This window comes from Aporhodopirellula aestuarii (genome assembly GCF_023701485.1).
GTDB lineage: Bacteria > Planctomycetota > Planctomycetia > Pirellulales > Pirellulaceae > Rhodopirellula > Rhodopirellula aestuarii.
The window spans coordinates 90,830-115,672 of record NZ_JAMQBK010000016.1; the positions used below are offsets into that span (position 1 = coordinate 90,830).

The 24,843-nt window shown below is 57.5% G+C and carries 17 protein-coding genes and 1 tRNA gene; 7 read left to right on the top strand and 11 right to left on the bottom strand.

The features are described 5' to 3' along the window. Positions 1-25: 25 nt before the first annotated feature. The 5 genes from NB063_RS05410 to NB063_RS05430 form a co-directional block, all read right to left on the bottom strand. Positions 26-3,922 (bottom strand): PVC-type heme-binding CxxCH protein, encoded by a 3,897-nt coding sequence (locus NB063_RS05410; protein ID WP_250927734.1) that lies wholly within the window; start codon positions 3,920-3,922, stop codon positions 26-28. Positions 3,923-4,646: 724 nt separating this feature from the next. Beyond that, positions 4,647-5,042 carry a hypothetical protein gene (locus tag NB063_RS05415; protein ID WP_250927735.1) on the bottom strand — a complete coding sequence of 132 codons (396 nt, stop codon included), beginning with the start codon at positions 5,040-5,042 and terminating at the stop codon, positions 4,647-4,649. Continuing rightward, positions 5,014-5,301: a hypothetical protein gene (locus NB063_RS05420; protein WP_250927736.1), complete on the bottom strand. Its 288-nt coding sequence runs from the start codon at positions 5,299-5,301 to the stop codon at positions 5,014-5,016. The genes NB063_RS05415 and NB063_RS05420 overlap by 29 nt, the downstream gene beginning before the upstream one ends. A 42-nt stretch (positions 5,302-5,343) precedes the next feature. Next, positions 5,344-5,604, bottom strand: a complete 261-nt coding sequence (locus NB063_RS05425) for a hypothetical protein (RefSeq protein ID WP_250927737.1) — start codon at positions 5,602-5,604, stop codon at positions 5,344-5,346. A 156-nt stretch (positions 5,605-5,760) separates the two neighbouring features. After that, positions 5,761-6,294, bottom strand: a complete 534-nt coding sequence (locus NB063_RS05430) for a macro domain-containing protein (protein ID WP_250927738.1) — start codon at positions 6,292-6,294, stop codon at positions 5,761-5,763. Positions 6,295-6,791: 497 nt separating this feature from the next. On the opposite strand from NB063_RS05430, the gene NB063_RS05435 reads away from it, so the two are divergent. The 6 genes from NB063_RS05435 (at position 6,792) to NB063_RS05460 (ending at position 15,591) form a co-directional block, all read left to right on the top strand. Beyond that, positions 6,792-6,865: transfer RNA gene (locus NB063_RS05435), tRNA-Ile, on the top strand. Between the two features lie 36 nt (positions 6,866-6,901). Further along, entirely contained in the window at positions 6,902-8,071 is a 1,170-nt protein-coding gene (locus NB063_RS05440) for a pseudouridine synthase (RefSeq protein WP_250927739.1), read from the top strand. A 6-nt stretch (positions 8,072-8,077) separates the two neighbouring features. Continuing rightward, positions 8,078-8,935: a dihydroorotate dehydrogenase electron transfer subunit gene (locus NB063_RS05445; RefSeq protein WP_250927740.1), complete on the top strand. Its 858-nt coding sequence runs from the start codon at positions 8,078-8,080 to the stop codon at positions 8,933-8,935. Positions 8,936-8,938: 3 nt separating this feature from the next. Beyond that, positions 8,939-10,225: a glycosyltransferase family 2 protein gene (locus NB063_RS05450; RefSeq protein WP_250927741.1), complete on the top strand. Its 1,287-nt coding sequence runs from the start codon at positions 8,939-8,941 to the stop codon at positions 10,223-10,225. Next, the gene (locus tag NB063_RS05455; RefSeq protein WP_250927742.1) at positions 10,225-11,868 is read left to right on the top strand and encodes a hypothetical protein; all 1,644 of its coding nucleotides are present in this window, start codon (positions 10,225-10,227) and stop codon (positions 11,866-11,868) included. The genes NB063_RS05450 and NB063_RS05455 overlap by 1 nt, the downstream gene beginning before the upstream one ends. 180 nt (positions 11,869-12,048) lie before the next feature. Further along, the gene (locus NB063_RS05460) at positions 12,049-15,591 is read left to right on the top strand and encodes a hypothetical protein (RefSeq protein WP_250927743.1); all 3,543 of its coding nucleotides are present in this window, start codon (positions 12,049-12,051) and stop codon (positions 15,589-15,591) included. Between the two features lie 13 nt (positions 15,592-15,604). Here the strand turns inward: NB063_RS05460 and NB063_RS05465 are convergent, their stop codons facing one another. From NB063_RS05465 to NB063_RS05485, 5 genes are all read right to left on the bottom strand, one after another. Further along, positions 15,605-17,059: an MATE family efflux transporter gene (locus tag NB063_RS05465; RefSeq protein WP_250927744.1), complete on the bottom strand. Its 1,455-nt coding sequence runs from the start codon at positions 17,057-17,059 to the stop codon at positions 15,605-15,607. Positions 17,060-17,064: 5 nt separating this feature from the next. After that, positions 17,065-17,508 (bottom strand): transcription antitermination factor NusB, encoded by a 444-nt coding sequence (gene nusB, locus NB063_RS05470; protein WP_250927745.1) that lies wholly within the window; start codon positions 17,506-17,508, stop codon positions 17,065-17,067. 302 nt (positions 17,509-17,810) lie between these two features. Continuing rightward, the gene (queD, locus tag NB063_RS05475; protein ID WP_250927746.1) at positions 17,811-18,221 is read right to left on the bottom strand and encodes a 6-carboxytetrahydropterin synthase QueD; all 411 of its coding nucleotides are present in this window, start codon (positions 18,219-18,221) and stop codon (positions 17,811-17,813) included. Positions 18,222-18,416: 195 nt separating this feature from the next. Further along, positions 18,417-19,220: a hypothetical protein gene (locus tag NB063_RS05480; RefSeq protein ID WP_250927747.1), complete on the bottom strand. Its 804-nt coding sequence runs from the start codon at positions 19,218-19,220 to the stop codon at positions 18,417-18,419. 140 nt (positions 19,221-19,360) lie between these two features. Next, positions 19,361-22,636, bottom strand: a complete 3,276-nt coding sequence (locus NB063_RS05485) for a hypothetical protein (protein ID WP_250927748.1) — start codon at positions 22,634-22,636, stop codon at positions 19,361-19,363. A gap of 184 nt (positions 22,637-22,820) precedes the next feature. On the opposite strand from NB063_RS05485, the gene NB063_RS05490 reads away from it, so the two are divergent. After that, on the top strand, positions 22,821-23,810 hold the full coding sequence (locus NB063_RS05490; protein ID WP_250927749.1) for a lysophospholipid acyltransferase family protein: 990 nt from the start codon (positions 22,821-22,823) through the stop codon (positions 23,808-23,810). Here the strand turns inward: NB063_RS05490 and holA are convergent. Further along, complete coding sequence (gene holA / locus NB063_RS05495; protein WP_250927750.1) at positions 23,793-24,842, bottom strand: DNA polymerase III subunit delta; 1,050 nt, start codon at positions 24,840-24,842, stop codon at positions 23,793-23,795. The genes NB063_RS05490 and holA overlap by 18 nt on opposite strands. Position 24,843: the final 1 nt, after the last annotated feature.

Here is a 24,843-nt window from a genome sequence, read left to right on the forward strand (position 1 = left end):
AGACGAGCCAACCCGATCGGCAAACCTACTTCTTGATCTTCGCCTGTTTCTTTAATTGGTTCAGCCGCTTCGTGCCGCCACTGCTGACTTCCATCACAAAGCGAGCGAGATCCAAAAATTCTTCGCGGGTCTGCAGGGTGTTGGCGAGTCCCGCAGGCATCGTCGACGTTGTTGATTTAATCACATCATCAACGTCATCCATTGAAATCACCCGAGGTTTGCCCTGATCCGCTGAGATACTCAGCGTGATGTTATCTTCGGTCTCCTCCACCAAGAACCCAGACAGGATCGCCCCGTCGACCGTGATCACGTTCACCGTCTGATAGCCCTCGAGAATCTCTTTCGAAGGTTTCAAAATCGACTCGATCAAATACTCGTCCGTCGTCTCTTTGCGAGACAACGTCAGCTGCGGTCCGAGTTGGTAGCCCTTGCCGACGTCGTGGCAAGTCGCACATCCCGTCTTCTCCCAATAGAACAATTTTGCACCGCGGATCGCGTCACCTTTCTCACGTGCGTCACGAACCAAGTCCGAGAGCGGTTCGGTCAACAACGTCTTTTCCAATTCGCTATCTGCCCCCTCCTCTTCGATCAACTCAGGACGACTTCCCTCGGGAAACGGATGCATCTCGAGCAACTCTTCCGGACTGTAGAACCGCCGACGTTCTTTCGTCGCCGCGCGAACGCTCTTGACGTCCTCCGGGCGAATTTCGCTGGCATCGTTCCCCCAGCTATTACGGACATAGGTCAGTGCGGCGGCAATTTCCGCATCGGTAAACATGTCCCCGATCGCCGTCATGGGCGGCACGCCCTGATCGGGTTGGAAAACCTTTCCGCGAACGCGGATTTTTCCCCAGATCCCATGCAGCGTTAGCTTGATCAAACGCTCGGGATCACCGTTCACCCATTCACTTCCCGCCAGCGGTGGATAGATCCGAGGGATGCCTTCACCATTTTCACGGTGACATGCGTAACACGATCCTTCTTCAAAAAAGACCTGCTGCCCCAAATCGTACGTCCGTGCGAATTCTTTGTCTTTAAACTTACTGGATTTCGTTCGGTAATCCGTCAGCTTCATCGCACCTTCCAACTTGCCCGCGAGCAACTCGCCGTACTCCACCGAAAGGCTTTCCGGATCAAACTCTTTGCGTTCGACGGCCCGCTCCACTTCTGGTTGAAGCAATAAAATCGCGCTGTTGAGGGCATTACGAATCCAACGATCCGTCGGCTGGGTCGCAACGGTCAACAAAATCTCGGCGCCCGCTTCGCCGCCAAGCCAGGATGCGGCCGACAAAGCCTCCAAACGCACGCGCGGATGCTCATCGCGAGCCGCAACGACCAAGTAACGTTCCGGTTGATCGAGCAAGTGCAGACAATGACGCACCACGCGAACCGCCGCTGAGCGAACTCGGTGATCTTGCGCGCGGAAACATCGATCCAACAACTCCGTCGACGGTTCGTGTTGTCCCCATGTCGCCCACAGGGCTTCCAAAACGAGACGCTCATCACCCGCATTCTCATCCGCGAAGTTGTTCGCCGCAGCGAGGACGGCGGCCTTGTCGCGTCCTCGTAGCTCTCGGTGTGAACGCTTACGTGCGTTCAATTCCGGCAGCTTCATGTTCTCAAACAACTGTTCGATTTCAGCACCGACAATCGTCGGCGGCTCGACGAGCGGCAAGCCCTTGTACTTGATCTGGTAGATCCGCCCGTACTCCGAATTCCGCATCGGATCGCGGGCACTGTGCTGCATGTGGCCGATCAACGTGTTATGCCAATCGATGAAGTACAAACTTCCGTCGGGAGCCACCTCGAGGTCGCAGGGGCGGAAATTCCCATCAGAAGACTGAATCAAATCCTGCCGAAACTTCCCTTTGATTTCCACACCATCTTCGACCGTATCGTACTGCTTGATCCCAAGAAAACCGATCGTGTTCGCGTACAGATAATCCCCTTGCACCTCGTCAGGAAAATGACTGCTGTACAGGAATTCCGAACCCGAGGTCGGACGTGCATGGTGTTCGTAATTGAATTTCGAAACCTTTGCGATCTCCATCGAATGCGGGACCTTGATCGAATATCCGAGCATCCAGTACTGCGCACCACCCGATGCATCATTGACAAACGTTTGTCCATATTCGTCGTGAGCCACTCCCCACGGATTCGACACGTCCGATTGCATGACACGTTCGAGCTTCCACGACGACGGGTCAAATCGCCAAACCCCGCCGTCCGTCATCCGCTCCGGCCCCCACGGCGTTTCGACTTGCGAATGCAGGAATCGCCCTTCGCACATGTAAATTCCGTTGCCGTTATCAACGTCGAATGCCGAAATCGCGTGGTGCGTGTCATGGGGATCGAAACCGTCTAGCAGATACTCCATCTTGTCCGCATGGTCGTCCCCATCGGTGTCCTGCAAAAGCACCAAATGTGGCTCTTGAGACAGGTAAACACCTTCAGGTGCCAATTCAAATCCGATCGGCATATGCAGCCCATCAGCGAACACGATCTCTTTGTCCGCACGTCCGTCTCCATCCGTGTCCTCGTAGATCAATATCATGTCGTTGGGTTTCGAATCGCCCGGCTTGTAGTGCGGATAGCTCGGCAATGTGGAAACCCACAATCGCCCCCGGTTGTCAAACCGCATCTGCGCGGGGTTGCCGAGATTCGGGAAGTCTTGCTCCGACGCGAATAGCGACACCTCGTACCCTTCGGGCAACGTGAACTTCTCGAGGGCCTCCGTCTCGGCCTTCAGGTATTGACCCGTACCGTTCTTTTCGCTGAGCCGGAAGTTCGTCTCGACCGAAGAGAGCGGACGCGTGATCGAATCGTCCACTTCAATCGTAGCGGACTTCCCTTGTGCGATCGCCCACACGTTCCGGTCTCGCAAGACTGTCATTTGTCGAATCTTTTCGATCTCCTCGGGATAATTGAAATTCCCGTACGGCGCCCAGCGTCGGCCATACGCGTGCACGCCATTGAGCATCCGATAGTCGTTCCGCCAAAACCACGACTTGTCCTTGACGGCTTCGTGGAGCAATGGATTCAGCTCGCGTGCATCCACTTCCGTGCCAAACAGCTGCCCCATCATCAGCGGCGCGAGCTTCTCGTAACCCAACTCAGAAAGGTGCACACCGTTGATCGTCAACGGATCACTCGAACTGTTGAACCACTCCAGCGTTGGAGAAAACAGATCAAGGAATCCCACGTGTTTCTCATTCGCGACCGTGCGAATCGCATCCGCGTACGCTTTGAGAATTGAGTTTCGTTGATCAGCACTCGGCAAATCAAATTCAGCCAATTGTTGCATCGCAATCGGAGTCGCCAACACAAGCCGCGGTGGTCGGGTGGCGTCTCGCTCGTAGGATCGCGACAAAGTGTGATCGACGAACGCCCGCAGTTCGTTCTTAAAATTCTCGACGCCTTCCATCCCATCAAACGACTCGTTGAAACCAAAGAACGCAACGATCGTACTCGCCTTGACGATGGTCAGCCATTCATCCGGTTTGGGATAATGCCCTTCACCGTAGTGCGCCCGGATCTCAGGTCGAAACTTCTCAGCACCGGCAAACGCCCACGGATCCTCGTTGCCCGCTTCGGGTCGGAAAGCCGGCGTGTGGCCGGGAAAGCCCATGTTGCGGAACGTCAATTCCTTGTCGGCGAACTGCTGGTGAAGCGCGGTCTCGAACGAATTGAAGAGCTCCATCCGCGATGCAAGTGCGTTGCCCAAGAAGACGATCGTTTCGCCTTCGCGCGGAACGAACGGCAACTCCGTCGGAGATGCTTCAACCTCGATCGGCAGTGGTTGAAGATATTCAGGCCGGACGCGTTCGTTTTGCTGAGTCTCGTTGTCCGTCAAAGCCGTAATCACTTTGGGAACGTAACCATCATCGGATGCCGACTCTTCGGCTTTCGCTTGCGCAAACATGCATGCCAGCAAGCCGCAAGATAGAGTGAGGCGAGTAAAGATTCTTGCAAGAACACGAAATCGAGAAACAGGTTTCATATGCAGCGCTGGACCTTGCTGGCGAGAAGATTCTCACTCAAGGCGGTAGGAGGTGGGAAACGGGAGGGAGAGATCATTGTAATTCATAATTCCCACCCCGCATTCATGCAACAAGGTGAACCAATTAACCAATCTATCCGCCGCCGTCATCACAGCCCTCTCAAACCCGCGTACCAAGCACGTCTCGTTCCACCACGCTCAATACCAAAACGCTGGATAACCAATCACTCGGCACGCCGTACTTACGATTCGCAACATCCGCAAACGAATCTATCGACCTAACCAATTCGCCGGCCACGAACGGCAAACTTAAATCGACACACCAATTACAGGAAATCTATGTTGCACGATCTTCATGATGCCAATCCGCTTTTCAATCGACACGCCGCGACGCAAACGGCGTTGGACGCGGTCTGTTGCGTACCGGACAAGTCGTGGTCCTCACATTCGCAAAACAGCAGGATGTCGGGAGCAAATCAACTGCGACTACGCATCCAAGAAAAACTTGCCCAGCCTTCATTTCCACGTCGTTGCATAGATTAGATGCCTCCCCGCGAACTGACAAACGGATAGTCGGTTCTGTACCATGATTCCTGCGGGCTTGACTGAGTCGTGCGAGATTATCCGTGGCTCCCATAGACGGACACTATGAGCCTGTCTCAATTTCGACCGCCCGCAGCATCCGCTCTGCTAACTCGTCGCCGAACATCTCATGCAACGCATCGGACAATAAGTCGTAGTCAGATTGCTGCGGCACGGAACCAATCGGGTAAGCCCATCCGTCAGATGCCGGCTCGACGGTCAACCCGCCAAACGACTCGGGATACTGCGCGATCCAAGACTCAATCCGTTCTGACTGATGGTCTGAAAAGTTGCGATAAACCTGAGCGTTACCGATAACCGCTCCACATAAGAACGCGACTGGGATCGCTGCCAACGCGAAAAGGCAGACGAACGCGGGGATCCAAAATCGGAACGAACGGAAAAGCGCGCGATTGGCGCCGTCTCCGCTGTCACTTGGCGGCATGAATGGTTCGCTCATCCTCGACCCCGTCAAACTCGCTTTGCCGAAACGCCTGCGGTGCCATCCCACAACGGACTAACGTCGCAACAACCAACAAGCTTACCACGCCGGAACGCATCAAACGAACTTTGACCGCAATCGCAATCACCTCCCACGCGACCGCGCAAGCGAAAGGGGCATCGTCCTTCGCAGCTCGACTCTTCGCCAGCAAACGAATCAATTCCGGCAAGGAAGATGACGCGATCGGTCTCCAAATGCCATCAAGCCAAAAGTGCACCGAAGGTCATTGCGTAAAACCATGTCGCACACTTCGTCTTACCTATGCGTGCCGCACGTCGCGAATTACAAGCCACCCGTACTCGGGGCACGAATCGACGACGAAAGAGCATTCAACGCCATCACGAATAAAGGTGCATGTTGGTGTTTCACCCGCGCCGATCGCCTGATGCATCGCGTAATGAGAGCCAGAGCGATAAGGCAGGTAAGAAAGCACGCCCTTCGCGTCCGGAAGCGTCGCAGGATCAAAAACGCCAACAACACCATCCTCGTATCGGAAATCAATTCCGTCTGATGTATCCATCCAACAGGTCCTAAGACGGAAGTTTTTTACGACATCGCACCCAACGAAGCTGACGCGTCTGAACTACGGAAAATTGTACCAAGGCCAACGCCCGTTACCAAAGAGCGAAGATGTCCCGAAGGCCAAGTGTAGAGGCTATGTTGGGCGTCCAATCAACTACGAGAGAAGTCGTAATTCGGTTAGACGTTCCTTGTATCGGCGATGGTCATCCGATTGAAAGCAGCAGAACGTCACCCATTCTGGCTGATCGTGGGCACGCAGCCAGTTGACGACGGCGTCAATTGCAATTTCACAGGCCGAATCAGGTGGAAATCCAAAAACGCCTGTGGAGATACAGGGGAACGCCACCGAAGCAGCGTTATTCTCGGCGGCCAATGAAAGTGACGAGGTGTAGGCGTTTGCGAGCGTTTCGCGGTCAGTTTCGATGTCATGAAAGATTGGACCGACTGCGTGAATCACGAATTTCGCCGCGAGGTTAAAGCCATCGGTAATTCTGGCTTCACCGGCGGGACAAGGTGCCAGCGCCATCGAAGCGCGAACGAGCTCCGGCCCGGCAGCACTATGTACCGCACCATCTACGCCGCCACCACCACGGAGCGCTTCGTTGGCAGCGGTTACGATCGCATCGCAGTCGAGCGAGGTGATGTCACCGAGAAACAGTCGAATGCGGGATTCAATCGGGGTCGCCATTTGTCGAGCCTTTGACGCCTAACGGAAGGTTTTCATAACACCGCGTTGTACGAAGCGAGCGCCGTCTGTACGACCGACATTTGTACCAAGCCGATCGGTTGTCGCCAAAGATCGAGGCTTCTGCGCATGGAACTCGTGTCGCAAATGCGGCCAGGGTTGGACTCCTTGGAATCCGTGACGATGTCTGCGGATGAGTCTTGGCTCTGGCGTGGAACGCAGACTGAGCCTGGATTTGGTGTTAGCTGGGAGCTGGAGCTGGAGTTGGGAGTTGGGAGTTGGGAGTTGGGGAGAGAGGATTGGCAGCAGGGGTGGCGAGGTTGGGGGCTGGGAGAATACGGTTGCCGCGTCTGTCGCTCGGGAAGGGAGACGATTACAATCTTCGCTGCCGTATGCCGGCATCCACTCGCGAACCCCCCCTCTGTCGATCCATGATCACGTGTTTGGGGAGCGAGTGGAAGCGTCCAATTGGCGTTCTTCACGGCTATCGACGGCATTCCGGGGCTGTAGCTCAGTCGGTTAGAGCTGGGAACTCATAATTCCTAGGTCGCGGGTTCAAGTCCTGCCAGCCCTACTTTTTTGTCTCTCGCCCGCCCTGTAAGCCAGCTTCATGCCCCGCCAACCCGCCCCCCGCAAGAAGCAGTCTCCGCGCCCCGATGACACCAAACGGCTTAACCAGGTGCTCGCTTCGGCGGGCTTGGGCAGTCGCCGCCAATGTGAGGAGTTGATTCGCGAAGGGCGCGTCGTGGTCGATGGCGAGGTGGTCACGCAGTTGAGCGTCAACGTCAACCTCAACAAACAGAAAGTTCACGTCGACGGCGTGCTGCTCAAGCCGCAAAAGCTGGTTTATTACGCGGTCCACAAACCCGCCGGCGTGGTTTCGACAAACTCGGATCCACAAGGCCGCGTGCGCGTGATCGATTTGGTCCCGCCAACCGAACGCGTCTACCCGGTCGGCCGTCTGGACCGCAGCAGCGACGGGTTGATCCTGCTGACCAACGATGGGGACCTCGCTCAGTCGCTGGCGCACCCAAAATTCGGCGTCCAGAAGGTTTACCGCGTGACGGTAGCCGGCGAGGTGAAGTCGGAAACAATGCGGAAAATGCGTCAGGGGATCTACATCGCTGAAGGCTTGGTCCGTGTCGACGGGGCCAAGATCATCAAGGCTCGCAAGAAAGCGACGGATCTGGAAATCCACTTGCGGGAAGGGAAAAACCGCGAGATTCGGCGGATTTTGGCGAAGTTTGGCCACAAAGTTCAAACGCTGCGTCGGATCGCGATCGGGCCATTGAGATTGGGCGACATGCCGGCCGGTGCGTACCGAAAATTAACACGAGAGGAAATCGCCAAGCTCCAAGCGATCGCATCTCAGGCGACTGCAGCGCCGCCGGAAAAGCCATCGAAAGAACAAGCCGCCGGGAGAGGCGGCGCAGATCGCCGGGGCCCGGGAGTCGGCAAACCGCGAGACCTTGCACCTGCTGCGGGGAAACCGCGTGGCGGCAAACGCCCGGCTGCGAAACGTCCGGCCGCAAAACGGTCGGTATCCGGCGGCGGTGAGATCCAAAAGCGAGAAAATCGACGACCGGTCAAAGCGGTCAAGCGTCCCGCGAAAATGCCTTCACGCGATTCGCTGCGGGTCGGCAAAATCATCGTCGGCGACGAAGTCGTCACGGACACGACGTCGGAACCGAAGCGACCAGCCAAACGCGGAAAACCCTCGGCCAAGAAATCATTCAAACGATCAGGCGGTGGCGCTCGCAAACGTAAAGGAAAACGATAGACCAACATGGCTTCTCTGCACGCGAAACATTACGCCGACTCCATCGCTCATATCACCGGACCGCTGACTGCCAACGAGCAGGTTGCCGAGAACACGTACCTGTTGCGTGTTCGCGCGCCACAAATTGCGGCGACAGCCACACCGGGGCAATTCGTGATGATCCGATTAGCGGGCTTGGACGCTCCGTTGATCGGACGAGCGTTCGCAATCTACGACATCCATGCTGACGCCAACGGAACGCCGGAATCAATCGATCTGATTTACCTGCGAAAGGGTGCGTTGACTGTCCCCTTAGCTGCCTGTCCCGTCGGCACGCCCGTGTCATTGTGGGGGCCGCTGGGCAATTCGTTTCGCGATGCCCCGTGCGATCGATTAATCATGGCCGTGGGCGGGATCGGCCAAACGCCGATGCTGGTAACCGGCCGCGACGCACTCGCCCGCCGATGGGCTCAACGTGTCGAGTTGATCTACGGCGCCCGTCGCTCGTCACTGTTGGCGGGTGTGGATGATTTCCGGGCGGCAGGATTCAATGTGACGACATGTACCGACGACGGATCGGAAGGCCGGCAAGCACTCGTGCCGGATGTGTTGGCAGAGCGACTCGATCAACTTGCGAAAGAATCGCCCGACGAACGGATTCGGGTGCTGACCTGTGGCCCTGAGATTATGATGGAAAAGGTCGCGGGCGTTTGTGTGGAACGCGGCGTCGATGTGCAGGTATCGATGGAGACGCCGATGGCGTGTGGAATCGGGATCTGCTTTTCTTGCGTTGCGAAAGTCAACCAGGACGACGGAAGCTGGGATTACAAACGCACGTGCGTCGACGGCCCGATTTTTGACGCCGAGCAATTATGTTGGGAATAGCTTTTGAGTACGCAAACCGACCGTTCGTCGACCGAATTTGATGCGGCGGTACTGAGCAATCGTCCGCCTCATCCTCAATCGAGAGCGACGACGCAGGCCACACCTCCCGACGAGGTCGACCTATCGATCGTCATCCCCGCGATGAACGAAGAGGAGTCGCTCGAAACGCTGCACACGAAAGTGGTTGAGGTGTGCCAGCGGGCGGGGAAGTCCCTCGAAATCATTTTTATCGACGATGGTTCGAGCGATTCGACGTGGTCGAAAATGAATTCGCTCTCGCGACAACACGCCGGCACCCGTGCGATCCGCTTGCGAAGAAACTTTGGAAAAGCGGCAGCCCTGAGCGCGGGCTTTTCGATCGCTCGCGGTAAAGTCGTGATCACGATGGACGCGGACTTACAGGACGATCCGGATGAGATACCGCGATTTCTTTTCGCCTTAGCGGGTCAGCCGGCTGATCAGTCGGACTCGATCGCCGAGACACTCTCGCCGCGGGGGCAACAAACTACCCCACAGAGCCCTAACAGTCCCTACCAATCGGAGGGAACGGTGACTACACTCGACGTCGTGAGTGGGTGGAAACGTGTGCGGCACGATCCGTGGCACAAGGTGCTGCCCAGTCGAGTGTTTAATGCATTGGTTAGCGGAATAACAGGCGTGCGGCTACACGATCACAATTGCGGATTCAAGGCATACCGGCGGGAGGTTCTCGCTGAGGTGGATCTGTATGGCGAGCGGCACCGTTTTATCCCGGTTCTCGCTGCCGCCCGCGGTTGGAAAGTCGGCGAGATCGAAGTGTTGCACCATCCGCGTGTTCACGGGCGATCCAAGTACGGCTTGTCTCGACTGGGAAAAGGATTCCTGGACCTGATGAGCATTTACTTATTGACCGATTACGCCCGCCGGCCGTTGCACCTAATCGGCTCCGCGGGGCTGGCCTGTTTCGCGTTCGGTTCGCTCGGAATGTTTTACCTGAGCGCCCGCTGGGTCGTTTCCCGCATCGACGGCGGTGACCCGTTGCACCTGCATTCGACAGCGATTTTTTACTACTGCATCTTGGCCGTGCTGCTGGGTGCCCAATGCGTGCTCGCCGGACTGATCGCGGAGCTGATCGTGTCGGTATCGGCGGCGCGGGATCGATCGCTGAGGTCGTTCCAAAAGGGGACAGCCGCGGTTGGCAACGCAAACGTTCCGCTGCATCACGTTTCGTTTAGCGTCTCGGAAGTCGCGGGGTTCGATGATGAATCGTCCGGTGACACGGCGGTCCGATCGACCGGGGCGACTAGTTAATGCGAAAGCATGATGTGCCGCGCGAGAAGCGGTTTCGAATGCATTTGGTGCTGATCGCGGTCACCTTAGCGCTAGTCGCTGGACGCATTGCGGTGGTGATCAACGCCGAGGGCGATGCCGCGGTTTTGAGTGCGAACGATCGCAGTCGCTGGGCCAGCGTTGCGGCATTGGTCGAACACAACACGTTTGCGATCGACGATGTGATATCGATTCGCGGTAAACGTGGACATCAAATCTGGGACACAATCGACAAAGTCCGGCACATCGGTCCCGATGGACGGTTGCACTACTACAGCAGCAAACCGACGCTGCTAACTACGATGGTCGCGGGTGTGTATTACGTGGTGCACAATGCGACGGGCATCAGCATGACGGAGCAACCGATTTACATGCCCCGGCTGTTGTTGCTGCTGATCAACGTTCCGGTGATGGGGCTGTTTCTGGTCACGATGATGCTGAGCATTGAGTGGTCGAGCGCTTCAGATTTTGCCAAACGACTGGCGGTCCTCGCGAGTTGTTTCGCAACGATGCTAACACCATTTGCGATCTCGTTGAACAACCATTTGTTCGCGGCGGCGGCGACTTCATTGACGCTGTACCTGTACCTACACGTGAGCGAAAAGGTCCACGATTCATTCGGGGGCGTGACGTATCGTCCGCGGTTTTGGCCGTGGGTGACCGCAGGCAGCGCGGCTGCGTTTGCGGTCGCGTGCGAACTGCCGGCGTTGTCGATGTTTGTGTTATGGTTGGTCCTCTTTGGGGTCCTGATCCCGCGATCGATCCCGGGTTTTCTCGTCGGCGCGACCGTCGTTGCGGTGGGGATTTTTGGCACCAACTACTGGGCCCATCAAAGCTGGCGAACACCCTACGCCCACCGTGGGACCGGCGACGTGGTGGCTGAGTTTGAATGGTTGAAGGATTCGGCGCTAACTGCACCCGAGGCAGAATCAGCCCTGACGGCCGAGCTCGCGACGCTAGACGTCTTTTCGGCAGCGGAGTCGATCAAGGCCCGAACGCTGCAATCCGGTGGCTATGAGATCCTCGCAGAATTTGCGGAGGGCGGCGAACAGCGACAACAACAGTGGAAGGTGCAACCGCAATCTCATGCCGGTTCGTCTTCGGCTTGGGCCGTCGCCAAATGGGATGACTGGTACGACTACCCGGGCAGCTACTGGCGAACTGGAAAACGTCGGGGAGTTGACCTCGGCGAGGCAAGCCGCGGCATCTACGCGTTCAACGCAACATTGGGCACCTACGGGATTTTCTCCCTCACACCGATCTGGCTCCTGATGCCGCTTGGGCTGATGTACAAATGCGCCAACGGGCCGCGGGATAGGCGGTATTTGGCGAGTGCAATTGCGTTAGTGACCGTCGTTTGCTTTGCGTTTTATATCGCCCGGCCTGAGATTGACCGCAATTATGGGGGCGTGAGCGTTTGTTTCCGATGGATGCTATGGTTGGCTCCTTTGTGGATCTACGCGATCATCCCGGAGCTGAATGAGATGAGCGAATCGCGGGGGGGACGCTGCCTCGCCATCGCATTGCTGGCGGCCAGCGTTTTCTCGGTTTCGACCAGCCTGGATTCACCTTGGCAAAGTCCGTGGTTGTACCGTTTTGCGTCGTTTTTGGGCTGGTTAAGCTAGGAAATCAGCGGGTAGTATCGGCGAAGTCTTTTTCAGGCGGCAGGATGCCGTTCATCGGTGCGATCCAAGTGGACGGTGCCCGCCGTTTCGGCTGGAAATAGACATCGTTTTCTCAAGGATGAGATCTCTCCGTTGACGTCTCCGGAACCCGTTTCGCAATCCCGACCACCCCGTAGCCGTTTGAAAACGATCGCGGTGCTGGTGGTGGTATGTTTGGCGATCGCGTTTGTGGCCAAGACCATTGGCCCTCAAACGCTCGGTGAACAAGCACGGCGTGTGTTCGAACGGCAACTTGCTGATCACTACCAGGACTGGGACGTCTCAATCGGACGCGGAATCTATCGGCCGGGGGTGGGATTTCAGTTTGAAAAGATCAGTTTCACGCCGCTTTCCCAACCGGCAACCGGATCGCAGCCGCTATCGATTACTGACGCCATTTTGACCCGTTGGGGCAGTCAACCGGTTGTCGAGATCGATCGCATGACGGTATTTGCCGACATCGACGCAAAAAAACTACTCGATCAGCAAAACCCGATGACGACGAAGCATGTTGTGGTCGAAGGGATCAACGCAGACATGCGTTTGAAATCCAACGGCGAGCTTTCGCTGGCCGGACTTTGGCCGCCCCCACAGCTCGGTCCGGTTTGCCCTCGCATTGATCTTCGAGGAGTAACGCTAAATCTGTCGGTAGACCCCAAACCGTCTCCGACATATCTCGGTGGCCGGTCCAAACCTGAAGCCGAACCAGCGAGCGAACCCGAGCGACCGATCCAGTTCCGTTGGCCTGAGATTACGATCGAAAACACCTGTGATTCCACGGTGCTTGCCAACGGCGAGCGACATTTCGTGTTGCGTGGGGACAGTGACTTGTGCGGCGGCGGCACACTAGAAATTTCGCAAACCCTTCGTCAGGGCAAAGTGATTCGGACAGTGGCCGCGGCAAAGGTTTCGTCGCTGCGTTGCAGCAACACGTTGGTGGATCGGTTTGCGACTTGGCTGCCGCACCGACCTCCCACTGGTGCCCGATTCGACGTCGTCGGTGACCTGAGCTTCCGTTTTCAAATGGGCGAAGGAGGGAAAGCCGGTGCTCTCTCTACGGCGCCGCCGCTCGACTACGAACTCGACTTCGTCCTTCGCAGCGGGCAGTACACCGACAAGCGGTTGCCGGGTTCGGTGGAACAGTGTTCGGGTCGACTCAAAGTCACGCCGACCAAAATTGAATTATTTCCAACTCGCGCGATGCTGGGGCAAGCGGTCGTTCAGATCCGCGGGCAATCGAACATCGCAGTGACTGTTGTTGCACCAGAGAAGTCCTTACCGTCACCAGCGTTTCGATCCAGTTATTCGGCCGCACGCCAGGTGACCGACGACGGAATGTCGTTTCGTATCGGGGAATCACTTTGGGTCGCCCGCGTTTGGAATTGCGACTTCACCGTGGCGGCGGATAACTTAAGAATCAACGACGGCTATCGCCCTTTGATGCCCGAGAAGACGGCGATGCTATACGATCGCTTTCGCCCTTCGGGACAAATCGATTTCACCTCACGGTGGTTCAACCCGCAACCGCTCGCACACATACCTTGGTCGGTACAAGCGGATGTCAACTGCGAGGGCGTTGGCGCTCAATTTGACAAATTCCCGTATCCCGTCGAAGGGTTGACGGGGTTAATCAAAATCGCTGACGGACGAGTGGACGCCCGGCGTTTGACCGGATTCGCCGGCGGTCGGCCGATCCACTGCGAATTCAACGTACCGATGAAGTTGCATCCGGATGCGGAGGTTTCACCCGCGAAGTCGATCATCATTCAATCCGACGGCGCGATTCCAATTGACAGTGCGTTGGTATCGGCGTTGACGCCGCGTGAGTCGTCGGATGTGGGCGATGTCGCAACAGAAAAATCGAAGCTGGAGTCGTTCATTCGCTCGCTGCATCCACGCGGGGCGATTGAACTGGCATCCGCATCGATCCAAACGGATGCGGCAGGCGTCACGAGTCGACGATTTGACCTGAGGGTGATCGGCGGAACGCTGCGTTATGACCAATTCGCCTACCCGCTATACAACGTCGCCGGTCGCATCCAAGTCCAAGACGATCTCGTGCGGATGATCGGTTTCACCGCAAACAACGCCGGCGCCGCCAAGATTGCGTGCGACGGGCTGTATGAAATGTCCAGCGATCCGGAGCAGTCCGAACTGAATATGCGTTTTCGCGTCGCCGATGTTGCGATGGACCATTCGCTGCGGGTGTCGCTGCCGGAATCATCACGCAACATCTGGGAAGCGATCTCGCCCGCGGGAACACTCGATCAACTCGATGTTCAAATCCACCGTACGGGTTCCCAGCCGATCGAACTCTCACTCAATGCGGCCCACCAAAGCGAAGCTCGTGTGAATCCGAACGCACTCAGCATCCGCCCCAAAGCGGTTCCTTACCGGATCGATATCGTGGGTGGCCGCGTGGACTATCGCGATGGCGCGGTAACAATCACAAACTTGCGTGGACGACACGATGCGTCTCGATTGATCGCAGACGGCGTATGCCGACCGGATGCGTCGGGACGATGGCTGCTGACCTTAGATCTGCACAGCGGATGCCGGCTGATTCCTGATGAAGAGCTGATTGCGGCGCTTCCCGAGCAGATGAGATGGGCGATGCATGGCCTCGACTTGCGCGGCCCCCTTGGACTGCGTGGCGTGACCAACATCTTGCTGCCCGAATCGGACTTGGAGTCACCGGCGATCAATTGGGATCTGGCTCTGCAACTCGAAGGCAATCGGATTGCGGACGTCGGTCCGGTCCATTCGCTACGCGGCGAAATCATGGTCAGCGGTATCAAGGACGGGGAACTCTTGCGGGCGGGCGGCAATCTCGCGATCGATTCATTACACGCCTATGGACTGCAAGTGACGTCACTGCGTGGCCCGTTTTCGATACTGGGAGACGAGATGCGACTCGGGACGCTGTCGACAGGTGTCGACCCAATCACGGGCAGGCCGTTGTATGTCACCGCCGAATCTCAACTCGCGGCAGCGAACGATGGCGTGCAAACGGGTCGGCCGACTCCGATCGTGGGCCGAATGTTTGGTGGACAGCTCGACGTTAGCGGCACTGTCGCGCTTTCGACAGGTGATTTCGACGTCGGCGTGTCGATGGCCAACGGGCAGCTCGCGACGATACTCGCGGAGATGGGGCAAACCCGTTCGGGGATCACGGGTCGCTTCGACATGAACTCACGACTCGACGGACGACTCGGCGATTCCGACCTGCTCAAAGGATCTGGCACGGCGCGGGTCAGCGGCGCAAACATCTATGAGCTACCGCTGCTGGTTCAAGTCTTAAACCTGCTGCGAATCACGCCCACAGAAGACGTCGCGTTTACCGACGGTGAGACTGAATTCGCGATCTTTGGCGAGGACATCAATTTCAATCGGTTGTCGATGTGGGGCGATTTGGTTGCTCTCGATGGCAGCGGAACGCTGTCACGTCTGGAGCACCTCGACCTGTCGTTCAACACAAAGGTAAGTCCACAGAACCTGTTCAGCAAAGTGATCAGCCCGCTGCGAGACAACAGCTACACGTTTTGGACGATTGAAGTCGACGGTCCGATCGGGGCCCCGACGATCCAACGCTACGCGCTGGGTGGCGTGAGCCAAACGCTCGAGTCGTGGTTTCCCGGGATGATTCGGTCGACCACCGCCGACACGTCAGCGGTAAACCGTTGACCGCCTTGCCGCATCAGACCATCCGCATTCGCTTCCACGAGCCTTGCAGATAACGAGCCGACATGGCACCGGCCAGCGAGATGACCCAACACGTCAATACGATCCACCACCATCGCAGCGTGACGGCAACAGATTCCGACATCGTGGTTGCCACCCCCTCGACACCCTCTGGCAAACTGGTTCCCCATAATGCCGGCTCCCAATCGGGCTCGAAGAAAACACCGAACGCAAGAGTCGCGAGCGACACCGTGAGCCCGGCGAGCAAGACGAACCATGTGTCACCAGCCCCTCGGAGGGCACCTGCCAAAATCAATTGGGTCGCGTCGAGCAACACGTAGATGGCCACGAACCCGAGCAGAGTTTCGGCAGTTTGCAATGCCAACGCCGCATCGGCGGGAATCGTCGAGTCCGATTGATTCATGGCATAGAGCGAAATCAAAGTCCCGGCGCAGAACCAGTACGCCAAGGCCCAGGCGGCGGAGTATGCCCAGGCGACCGTCAGCGCCGCCCGCACACAACGGATCGCGGGCTCGGGTCCGCTGCGGACCAAATGCTGCCCCACCAGAACCGAGGCGGCGATTGACATCCCAACCAATGGAATGAACGCGATCATATTGAAATTAATCGCCATCGTGGTCGCTTGCAGTGGCACGTCCCCGAGCCGCCCGATCATTAACACGATGACGGAAAACGCCCCCGCTTCGGTGACATACATCAGACCGGCGGGGAAGCCGAAGTAGATCAAACGCCACATCATACGCTGGTCAAAACAAAGACCGCGTACGATGCCGTACGTCTCGCGAAATTGGGGTCGCAACAAGATCGCAGCAAAACAGACCGGTTTGAACCAAAACGATAAGACGCTCGCGATTCCGGCGCCGGCGATCCCCATCTCCCACAACCGCGGACCTTCACCGCCCCACCAAGCCGGGTCGATGCCGAAGATCAAGATGTAATCGAGCAACAAATTGATTACACCGGAGATCACGCTGACGATCGCGATAGTTCGCGTCCGATGCGTGCCGCTGAAGAAACCAGACAACGCGGTCTGCAGAACTTCACCGGCGCCGCCCCACATTAAGATCTGGAAATAAATCGACTCCAGCGGAATCAGCGCCGGCGCCTGCTGCGTCCATTTGAACAACGTCTCGGCGTTGTAACCAAGGACGAGGAAGAGCGGCATTGTTGCCAGTGAAAACCAAACCGATTGCCATAACATTCGACCAATCCGGCTGGGCCGCCCCGCCCCGACGTACTGACTCGCGATCGCGCCGGTCATCGACGCGATCCCCACGAAGACGCAGATACTGACCCAGAACAAATTTCCCGCTGCCATCGCAGCACCCATCTCCGCGGGCTCGTGCTGGAACAGCAACGTGCGGTCGACGAATAAAACGAGCGAGAACATGCCCGTGCTAATCATCAAGGGAACCGCAACGCGGAACACCTCAGCGTAAGCGGATCGCATGGATTCTATTCCGAAGCGACGGTGCTTTTCTCAGCAGCGGTTTTCTTGAAGAGTCGGTCGAGAACACCGTTGATAAAACGCGGACTGTTCTCGCCCCCATAGCGACGAGCGAGCGTCAGGGCTTCTGATATCGCGACTTGCCCTGGCGTCTGCGCGAACAGAATTTCGTACGCACCCAGTCGCAACACATTCCGATCGGTGACGGGCATCCGCCCCAAAGCCCAGTTGGTCGACAATCGCTTCAGCTCGCGATCAATTTCATCACGGTGGGCCATCGTGCCATCGAGCAACTCGGTCGCGAAGGTGATAAGCAGGTTTCGGCCCTGCAACCGCGACCGAATGAAACGGCGCGACGCAGCCGCATCGCGCCAATCGTTCAGATCGGCTTCGTACAGAAGTTGAAGGACAATTTCGCGTGCGCGTCGTCGTGTAGCCATGCACGATAACATGCCTGACAACGATAGTGGATGTCAACGGGGACGAAAATTCACCACATCGCTGCGGCAGTCTTAGTACGCTTTGAGACGCAAAAACACGACGAAATCGCCTCCGCGAAGACGCGGCTCGTGAACGGCTCAGTCGAATGAATCTGCCCCTCGCTCGACCTCGCGTCCCGGCACATCGATTCGACGCATACCGATCAATGCTGGCGGGACAAACGCTGAGACGCCGAGACAGTGAACATTTGTCGCGACCGACAATCGCGAAAACGAACCCACCGCTTGCCCCCGCCGCTTGCGAAACATCGGCACTAAAGAGAGACCTCCGCATAGGTCTCTTCACTTTCCCATAACCGAACCTTAAACGCACTCGCACCGGTGTCACTGAGAATCAGCGGACAGGCGACCTCCAGGAAGTGTTTGGCCATGTTTTCGGCAGTCGGATTGCTATCGAGTTCATAGATGCGGTGGGGCACCGAACTACGGATTGCGTCGAGCCCGTTTTGGTCTTGGTCCCACAACACAAAAGCGTGGTCCCAATTGTCGTCGATCCAAGTTTTGCACTTCGTTTTGAGTTGCTTGAAATCGAGAATCCGGCCAACCGCGTCTTGCTCTTGTCCGGTCACGTAGACCTCAAGCACGTAGTTGTGACCATGAAGGTTTTGGCATTTCCCTTCGTGGCCGACCAAACGATGGCCCGCGCAAAAAGTGAAACGGCGCATGATGGAAATCGTCACGGTATGGCTCTCGGCTCGAAACGTTCAGCGGGCAAGAAATGGGACTCAGCAATCAATTAGATCACGAACCCATGATAGCGTTCCGTCGAGTTCCCGCACTCCCCGCCCCCCCGTGTCAGGCGAGTGCCCGTGCATATGGCAAGCCACCATCAACGGATGCCCCCCTATCCGTGACACGTGTTAGCGAGTCTTCGCCTCGGAGTCTGGAGCGGCGTTTCGGCTTTCGGTAGGCCGGTACGAGACGAAGCGATGTACGGGGCCGCGTGGTTGGTATTCGTGGGACGCTTCCGACCCAACGCGTCCCGCCATTTGCAATTGGCCAGCGATCAAGTTAACCGATTCGATAACGAGCGGTTTGATCACAAACCGTGGGTCTTCCTGAGGAATCTCAACGAGAGCGATCGGTCCCGCTTCGGTAAAGTCCCAACGGATGTCGAGATCGCCCATCGCGGCCTCTTTGCTGATTTTTCGGACAAACGGTTCCAGCGGCAGAGGCAACGCGCCGGCCTTCAAGTCTGACAATGCGATCGCGAGCAAGTTCGGCTCTTCGGTCATCTCGACACTCAACCGACATGAAACGACGGTGTCCCATCGGTTGGACGTGTATCGTGCGGCGGCAAAGAGCTGCCCATTCTCCAACGCGATCGCGGGATCAGAAACACCATGCGCAAAGAGTCGCCCGAACCGCTCGGGGAGTTCGCTCTGCAGCCACGCATTAATCTCTTCTTCGCTAAACGACGTTTTCCAAAACATCCCTTGCTGCGTTTGCAGGCGAACCTGTTCGACATCATGCTCGAGTTGGTTCCGAGCAATTTCAGCAATCGCCTCCGATTGATTCCTCGCCCGACTGTAAAACTCGGGAACTTGTTTGGATTGAGAAACCGCCCACCAACTCGCGCCAGAAGCAACGATGACACAGGTTGCCACGATGCAGAGCGACAAACGCACCCACCGATTCGCGAAGGTATTTTTAAAGCGGCTCATCAGATCTCCATTGCAGGACGACGGCGGAATGAGGCGATGCCGTGGTTCTGCACCAAGGCCGGGTATTATTGGAAGCGGTAAATGCGTTCAAAACAACCGAATGCGGTGCTGTGGGGAGCGATAATTTTGTTGATTTTTCGCTAGAACCGCAGGGGATTCGGCAGCCACCTGCGAAGCCTGCCGGCAATCGTTTCGGAGGCTTCGGACTCTATTTTCGTGGCATCGGATGACGGATCCGGCTCGGGTGTTACGGTTGAATCGTTGGCCGGGGTTCGCTCGGGCGAGCCAAATGGAGGCACGGGCGAGGGATTTTCTGTTGAGGGCACGGTAGGAGCCGCTTCACGCCACATGGGCGTGGGAAGGCCGCCGACATCAAACGGAAAGCGACTACGAACCCCATCTCGGCCCGTTGCGTCATCGGGGACCATGGAGACCGTGGTGTGGTGAGAGATCCTCAACAGGTCGTTGGCCCAGTAGTTTCGTAGTAGCGCCGCGGCGGGTTTTAAATCAGAATGCTGGAGCCCCTGCACGGCGAGATACGCAAGACTCTGCAGTTCCGAGCGTTCCGCCGCACTGGCAAAGTAGTCGGTGACGATCACGTCATCGATCCAAACGGTTGTCGATGAGAAGTTATCAATCGTGACTCGAAGATTCTGATCTTTCTCGCAATCAACATCGAGCCATTCCAGGACCAGACGCCCGACGTGCCATTTTCCGTCGCTCGCGACTTTCAGCGTTTCACTGCGTCTGATCGGTTGACCATTTCGCTCACCTTCGATTGCGACGCGAATCTCCGCCATTTCCGGCGGCACTGGCTGAGCCGATGTGGCGGGATCGCTGATGATTGGTGCCTGCCCACGAACTGACATCGAGATCCCGATACGTCCGGCAACTGGACGCCCAACCTCTCGACTGATCAACCAGGACGAGGCTCCTGACTCGGTCTTGCCGCACATGCGGATCGACTTTCTGCCTTCGCTGAATGCAACCGAATCGATGGCGACCGCGTCGGCAGGATGATGGGCATGCATCCAGCCGGGGATGCCAAGTTCGTGACGTTGTTCGAACCCACCATTGACGAGCAGATTGCGACACGTCGGTTGATTCGCCTCAAGCGATTGGACAGGCGTCGGTGGCGTGCGTTCGCCCAATTGATCGAGAGCAGTCCCATCGCTCGACACCGTTCGTTCGCGCGACGAAGAGCGACTGTCCCCGGACGTAAATGCGCGTCCCATGCTCCACCGGTCGGTCAACCACAGCGAGCCGGCCCGGCTCGACACGGTTTCGTCAGATGTGGATGCGCCCGGCGTCGAAACGTTCTGCGCGTTTACACCGCCCCTCGAATACCGAGAGCCGGCAACCATGGTTTGCGCTGGAGACCTCGCAGTTGATGTCATTCCGGCGAGCTCGCCGAGCAATCCAAGATTTTCGACGATCGACGTCACTTGGCTGGTAAGCAGTGCAATTCGCGAGCGAGCGTCGTCTGCCTCGGAGGCGAACTGAATCGTTGGCGAGATCCGGTCGGAGGCGCAACAAACGCTCAGCGATGAGGCGGGAACCACGATCGTGGCACCACCGCTGCGAACGATCGGCAGTGTTGTCCGAACACCATCAATCGCCGTAGGTGGCTGACTCGACCACGCCGTGATTTCGGATAGCGGAAACGTTACCCGCATCGGCCATGGAGCACGATTGACACAAATCAATACACTGCCATCGCCGATATTCGCATGGCGAATATGCACCAATGAACTGGAGCCACCACGCTCGTCGTCGGCCTGCGAGCTCGTTAGCCAACGCGAATCTTCATCCCAGCAAGATCGCCAGAGCTGGATCGCACCACGCACCGAACCTGACTGCGGAAGCACTTCACCGTTGAGAAGCGATTCGTCAATGAGCAGGTCGTGCCGGTAGATCCGTTTCAGTGACATTGACGCGGTATGGCGGATCGTCCACTTGGACCAGTCCTGAAGCCACGTGTTCGCAGCGAACGCTTCATCGCGTCGCAGCAGCGGCAATGCAGTCGGGTCGTTCGCCAATTCTGCGGTGGTGGTTGCCTCACGAGAAGTCTCATCAATCGAACATTCCCGGCATCCGAACCACAGGATTTCGGCTTTGTCAGCGGCATGAAGGGCGGGCGGAAAATGACCACGGATCGTTTGGGGCGATGGACGTTGGAAGTTAGCGACTCGCAAGCGAGTCTTCTTTGACGGTGCACTCGCGGGCGATTTGACAAGTTCGAGAATCACCTCGTCGGCCGCAGTGGCATTCACCTCGGCTGGCGACGATTCGCGTGGAACGATTTGCCACGATTGCAACCCGAGCCGGTTGGCTTTTGCTCGCACGCATCGCATCAGTAGTTCGCGCAATTCGCGTTCGTCACCTGTTAGCGAATCGTCGGTTGCATCAAACACGATTCCGTCCGCAGACGCGGCGACGATGGTATCCAAACGCTGCTGAATCGTTTCCATGATCGAGGCCCAACGTTGCGACGGACTCGCTCCATTTCGCTCAGCTGCGGCGAGCCCCCAGGAGAATCGCGAGGTCAGAGAGCCGCCCGGCTGGAAAGCTCCGTACTCCACATCGATTTCCGGAAATCCATTCCATCGCACCAGACTTCGGCGATGAGTCACGGCCTGTGCGGGGGAGTCAGAGGCCGAAACGGCTGGCACGTCCACTGCTGCGGCATTTCCGACGGAGGCTACCGGCATTGGTTGAGTTTGAGCGGGCAAGACGATCAGCGGCCAGGATTCAGGGGTGACCGCGGCCGAGTTTGCATCGCTGCGATTCTTCAGTAGGCCGCGATCGAGATACAGAAGCCCGCGCCAACGCGACGCCGCGGGCGAGTGGGTATCCAAACGCAATTCATACACGCCTTCGGGGAGAGACTGCGAGAAACGAAATTCCCATCGGCCGCTGTGGTTGATCGCCGATTCAGTTTCATCCTGCTGCACCATGACTTCGTCAGCACGGATGAGCGGGGCTCGCTCGATAACCCGGCGATCGGCAACGGAGGTCACGACGAGGCTGCAGGGGGCCCAATGGTTTTCCGGCAAGGGCGTCTCGTCTTCACTGCGGCAGACGATCTCGCCGTGAATCGGAGTATCGCTACGGTAAGCGAGAGAGGGACGCACCTGCGCAGCATTTCGCTCGAACTGAGCAGCGTCCTCAGCCGATCGCAAGACCGCTGATAAGACGAGTTCTGGACCGGTGACTTCCGCGTCGGGATCGGTGGAGGTAGCTGGGGCCCCGGTGGAATCGGACTGTTGAGGAACGGACTCCTGCCCGATCACACCGGTGGGGGTGATGACCAGACTCCCCACAATCAGAACTCCGGCGACGATCGCGATGCGAAGGAAACGGCGAATTGCGGGACTAGGAAGGAGAAGTTCGATCACAGTAACGACGTCGCTCACGCTCGAATAGGTTCATGGGAGTGACTGGAGTAAGCCAACTCAAAAGTAGCCATTTTTTGGGACTGATCACAAGTCCGTTTTCGCCGGTGTGAAACACGTATTAATCGCTCTGGTGTTGGATGCGGGGGGCATGTCAGAATGCGACGAGGCATCTATCCCTCCCCTGCTCCCCACGGGAAACCCCATGACGTTGAAAGGGCTGACAAGTCGGCTGGTCGACGCGACCGCGTATGCGGCCGTGCGTGGCATCGTGTCGGTGATTCAAGTGCTGCCGATGGACATGGGTGACCACCTCTGTCGGGCGCTCGCGACTCTGTTGACCGGTCCGATGCCGATCCGTGAACGAACGATTTCGGAAACGCTCGACAAGATCTATCCGACGGTTGGGCCAGAAGACGCGCGGCGATTGACCCTCGCGATGTGGCACCATTTGATGTTGATGGTTTGCGAAATCGCGTGGGCGCAGCGACGATTGCATCGCTCGAACTGGACTGAACATGTCAGCTTTCGCGGCAACCGTGAGATGCTTCAGGCGAGCTTCTCACCGCGTGCTTCAGTGCTGGTTAGCGGTCACTTTGGCAATTTCGAAATCGGCAGCTACACGCTGGGGCTGATGGGCCTGAAAACGCTCGCGATCGCCCGCAACCTTGACAACATTTACTTGCACCGGTGGGTCGAGCGATTTCGTGGAGCGAAGGGGCAACGCCTCGTCGACAAAAATGGGTGCGCACCGATCGTCGAACAATTCATGCAGGAGGGCGGGACACTTTCCTTGCTGGCCGACCAACATGCCGGCGACAAAGGCTTGTGGGTGGACTTTTGTGGCGTGCCAGCGTCCTGTCATAAAGCGCTTGCGCTGTTTTCGCTGGCCAACGTGGCACCGATGCTCGCCGTCTACACGAGGCGAGTGGATGGTCGGCCGATGCAGTTCGAATCGGCACTGATGGACATGGTTGACCCCGGTGTGGTCGATGCGGAGGGCAACCCGCCTCCGGAATGCGAGTCCGTCGAAACGCTCACGGGCTGGTACAACCGACAACTCGAACGCATCATCGACTTGTCACCGGAGCAATACTGGTGGCTGCATCGACGCTGGCGAACGCCTTCGCCGCGGGTCGCCAAGCGATTGGCAAAGAAACGCGAAGCGACGGCACAATTACGCGCTGCGGGCTAGTCGCATCACGAGTTGCTCGAGCATAAACCGATCGCGGCCATCGGCGCTATGCGTGCCTTTGAGGCGAAGGTCGGCATCGAGCATCCAGCCGAGCAATTGCTTCGCCCGGGACCGTCCCATCGTTTGCAGTTGTTTCTTAGCTGCCTGAATTTCCGCAGGACGCCGAATCCCAGCAAGCGCCAAAACATCTTCGAATTGCCACGGACGGCCACTCCGCTCGCGATGCTCAATGATCGTCGTCGCCATCCCGAGTCGCCGCAGTGACCAAGAGATTTGAGGCAGCAGCGCGATCGCCTTTTGGCCTCCGGTGAACAGTTTATCGAGTTGCCGGAGAGCTTCCGCCGCATCTCCTCCGGCAATCGCATCGGTAATCTGCCAGACCGTCTTGCCCTGCCAACCAGCGACAACGTCACGCACGAGCGACTCTTCGATCTTGCCCCCGACGTCCACGTAAAGCGCGAGTTTGGCGATCTCGGTGTCGAGCATGCCAATTTCTTCGCCAAGCATTTCGATCAACGCGTCGGCAGCACCGGCGGCGAGTTTGACCTGATGCCGCGCGGCCACGTATCCGGTCAAAAACTTGCGTCTCGTTGCGGCAGTGACCCCTTGTTTGGTGTCCGTGTTGTTGCCGCATGCAACGAGCAGATGATCCTTGTCGGCCGCTTTGTAGAGCCTTGTGTTGCTCGCCAAAGAATCAAGTTCGAGGACAAACCGCGTGCTGTCTCCAGGGGCCGCGACGTACTTCTCCAGTTCGGTACGGTGACCGGTCACGAATTTGTCGGCCGAACGCACCGCCAGGGTCCGTTTATCACCGGCGTCAAAATCGAACAATGATGCCGTTGCCAAATCGTCCCTGAGGTCCGACCAACGCGTCGTCTCGCCGTCGAATTGAGTCCAGTCGCCTTCGCCGATGAGTTTTTCCATCGCCCATCGACGGAGCGTGGCATCATTGCCATAGATGATGGCGAGAGAATCGCCCGCAGTCGTCGGCGTGGTGCCGGCGATGTATTCAAACGCGTGTTGTTTCGGCATC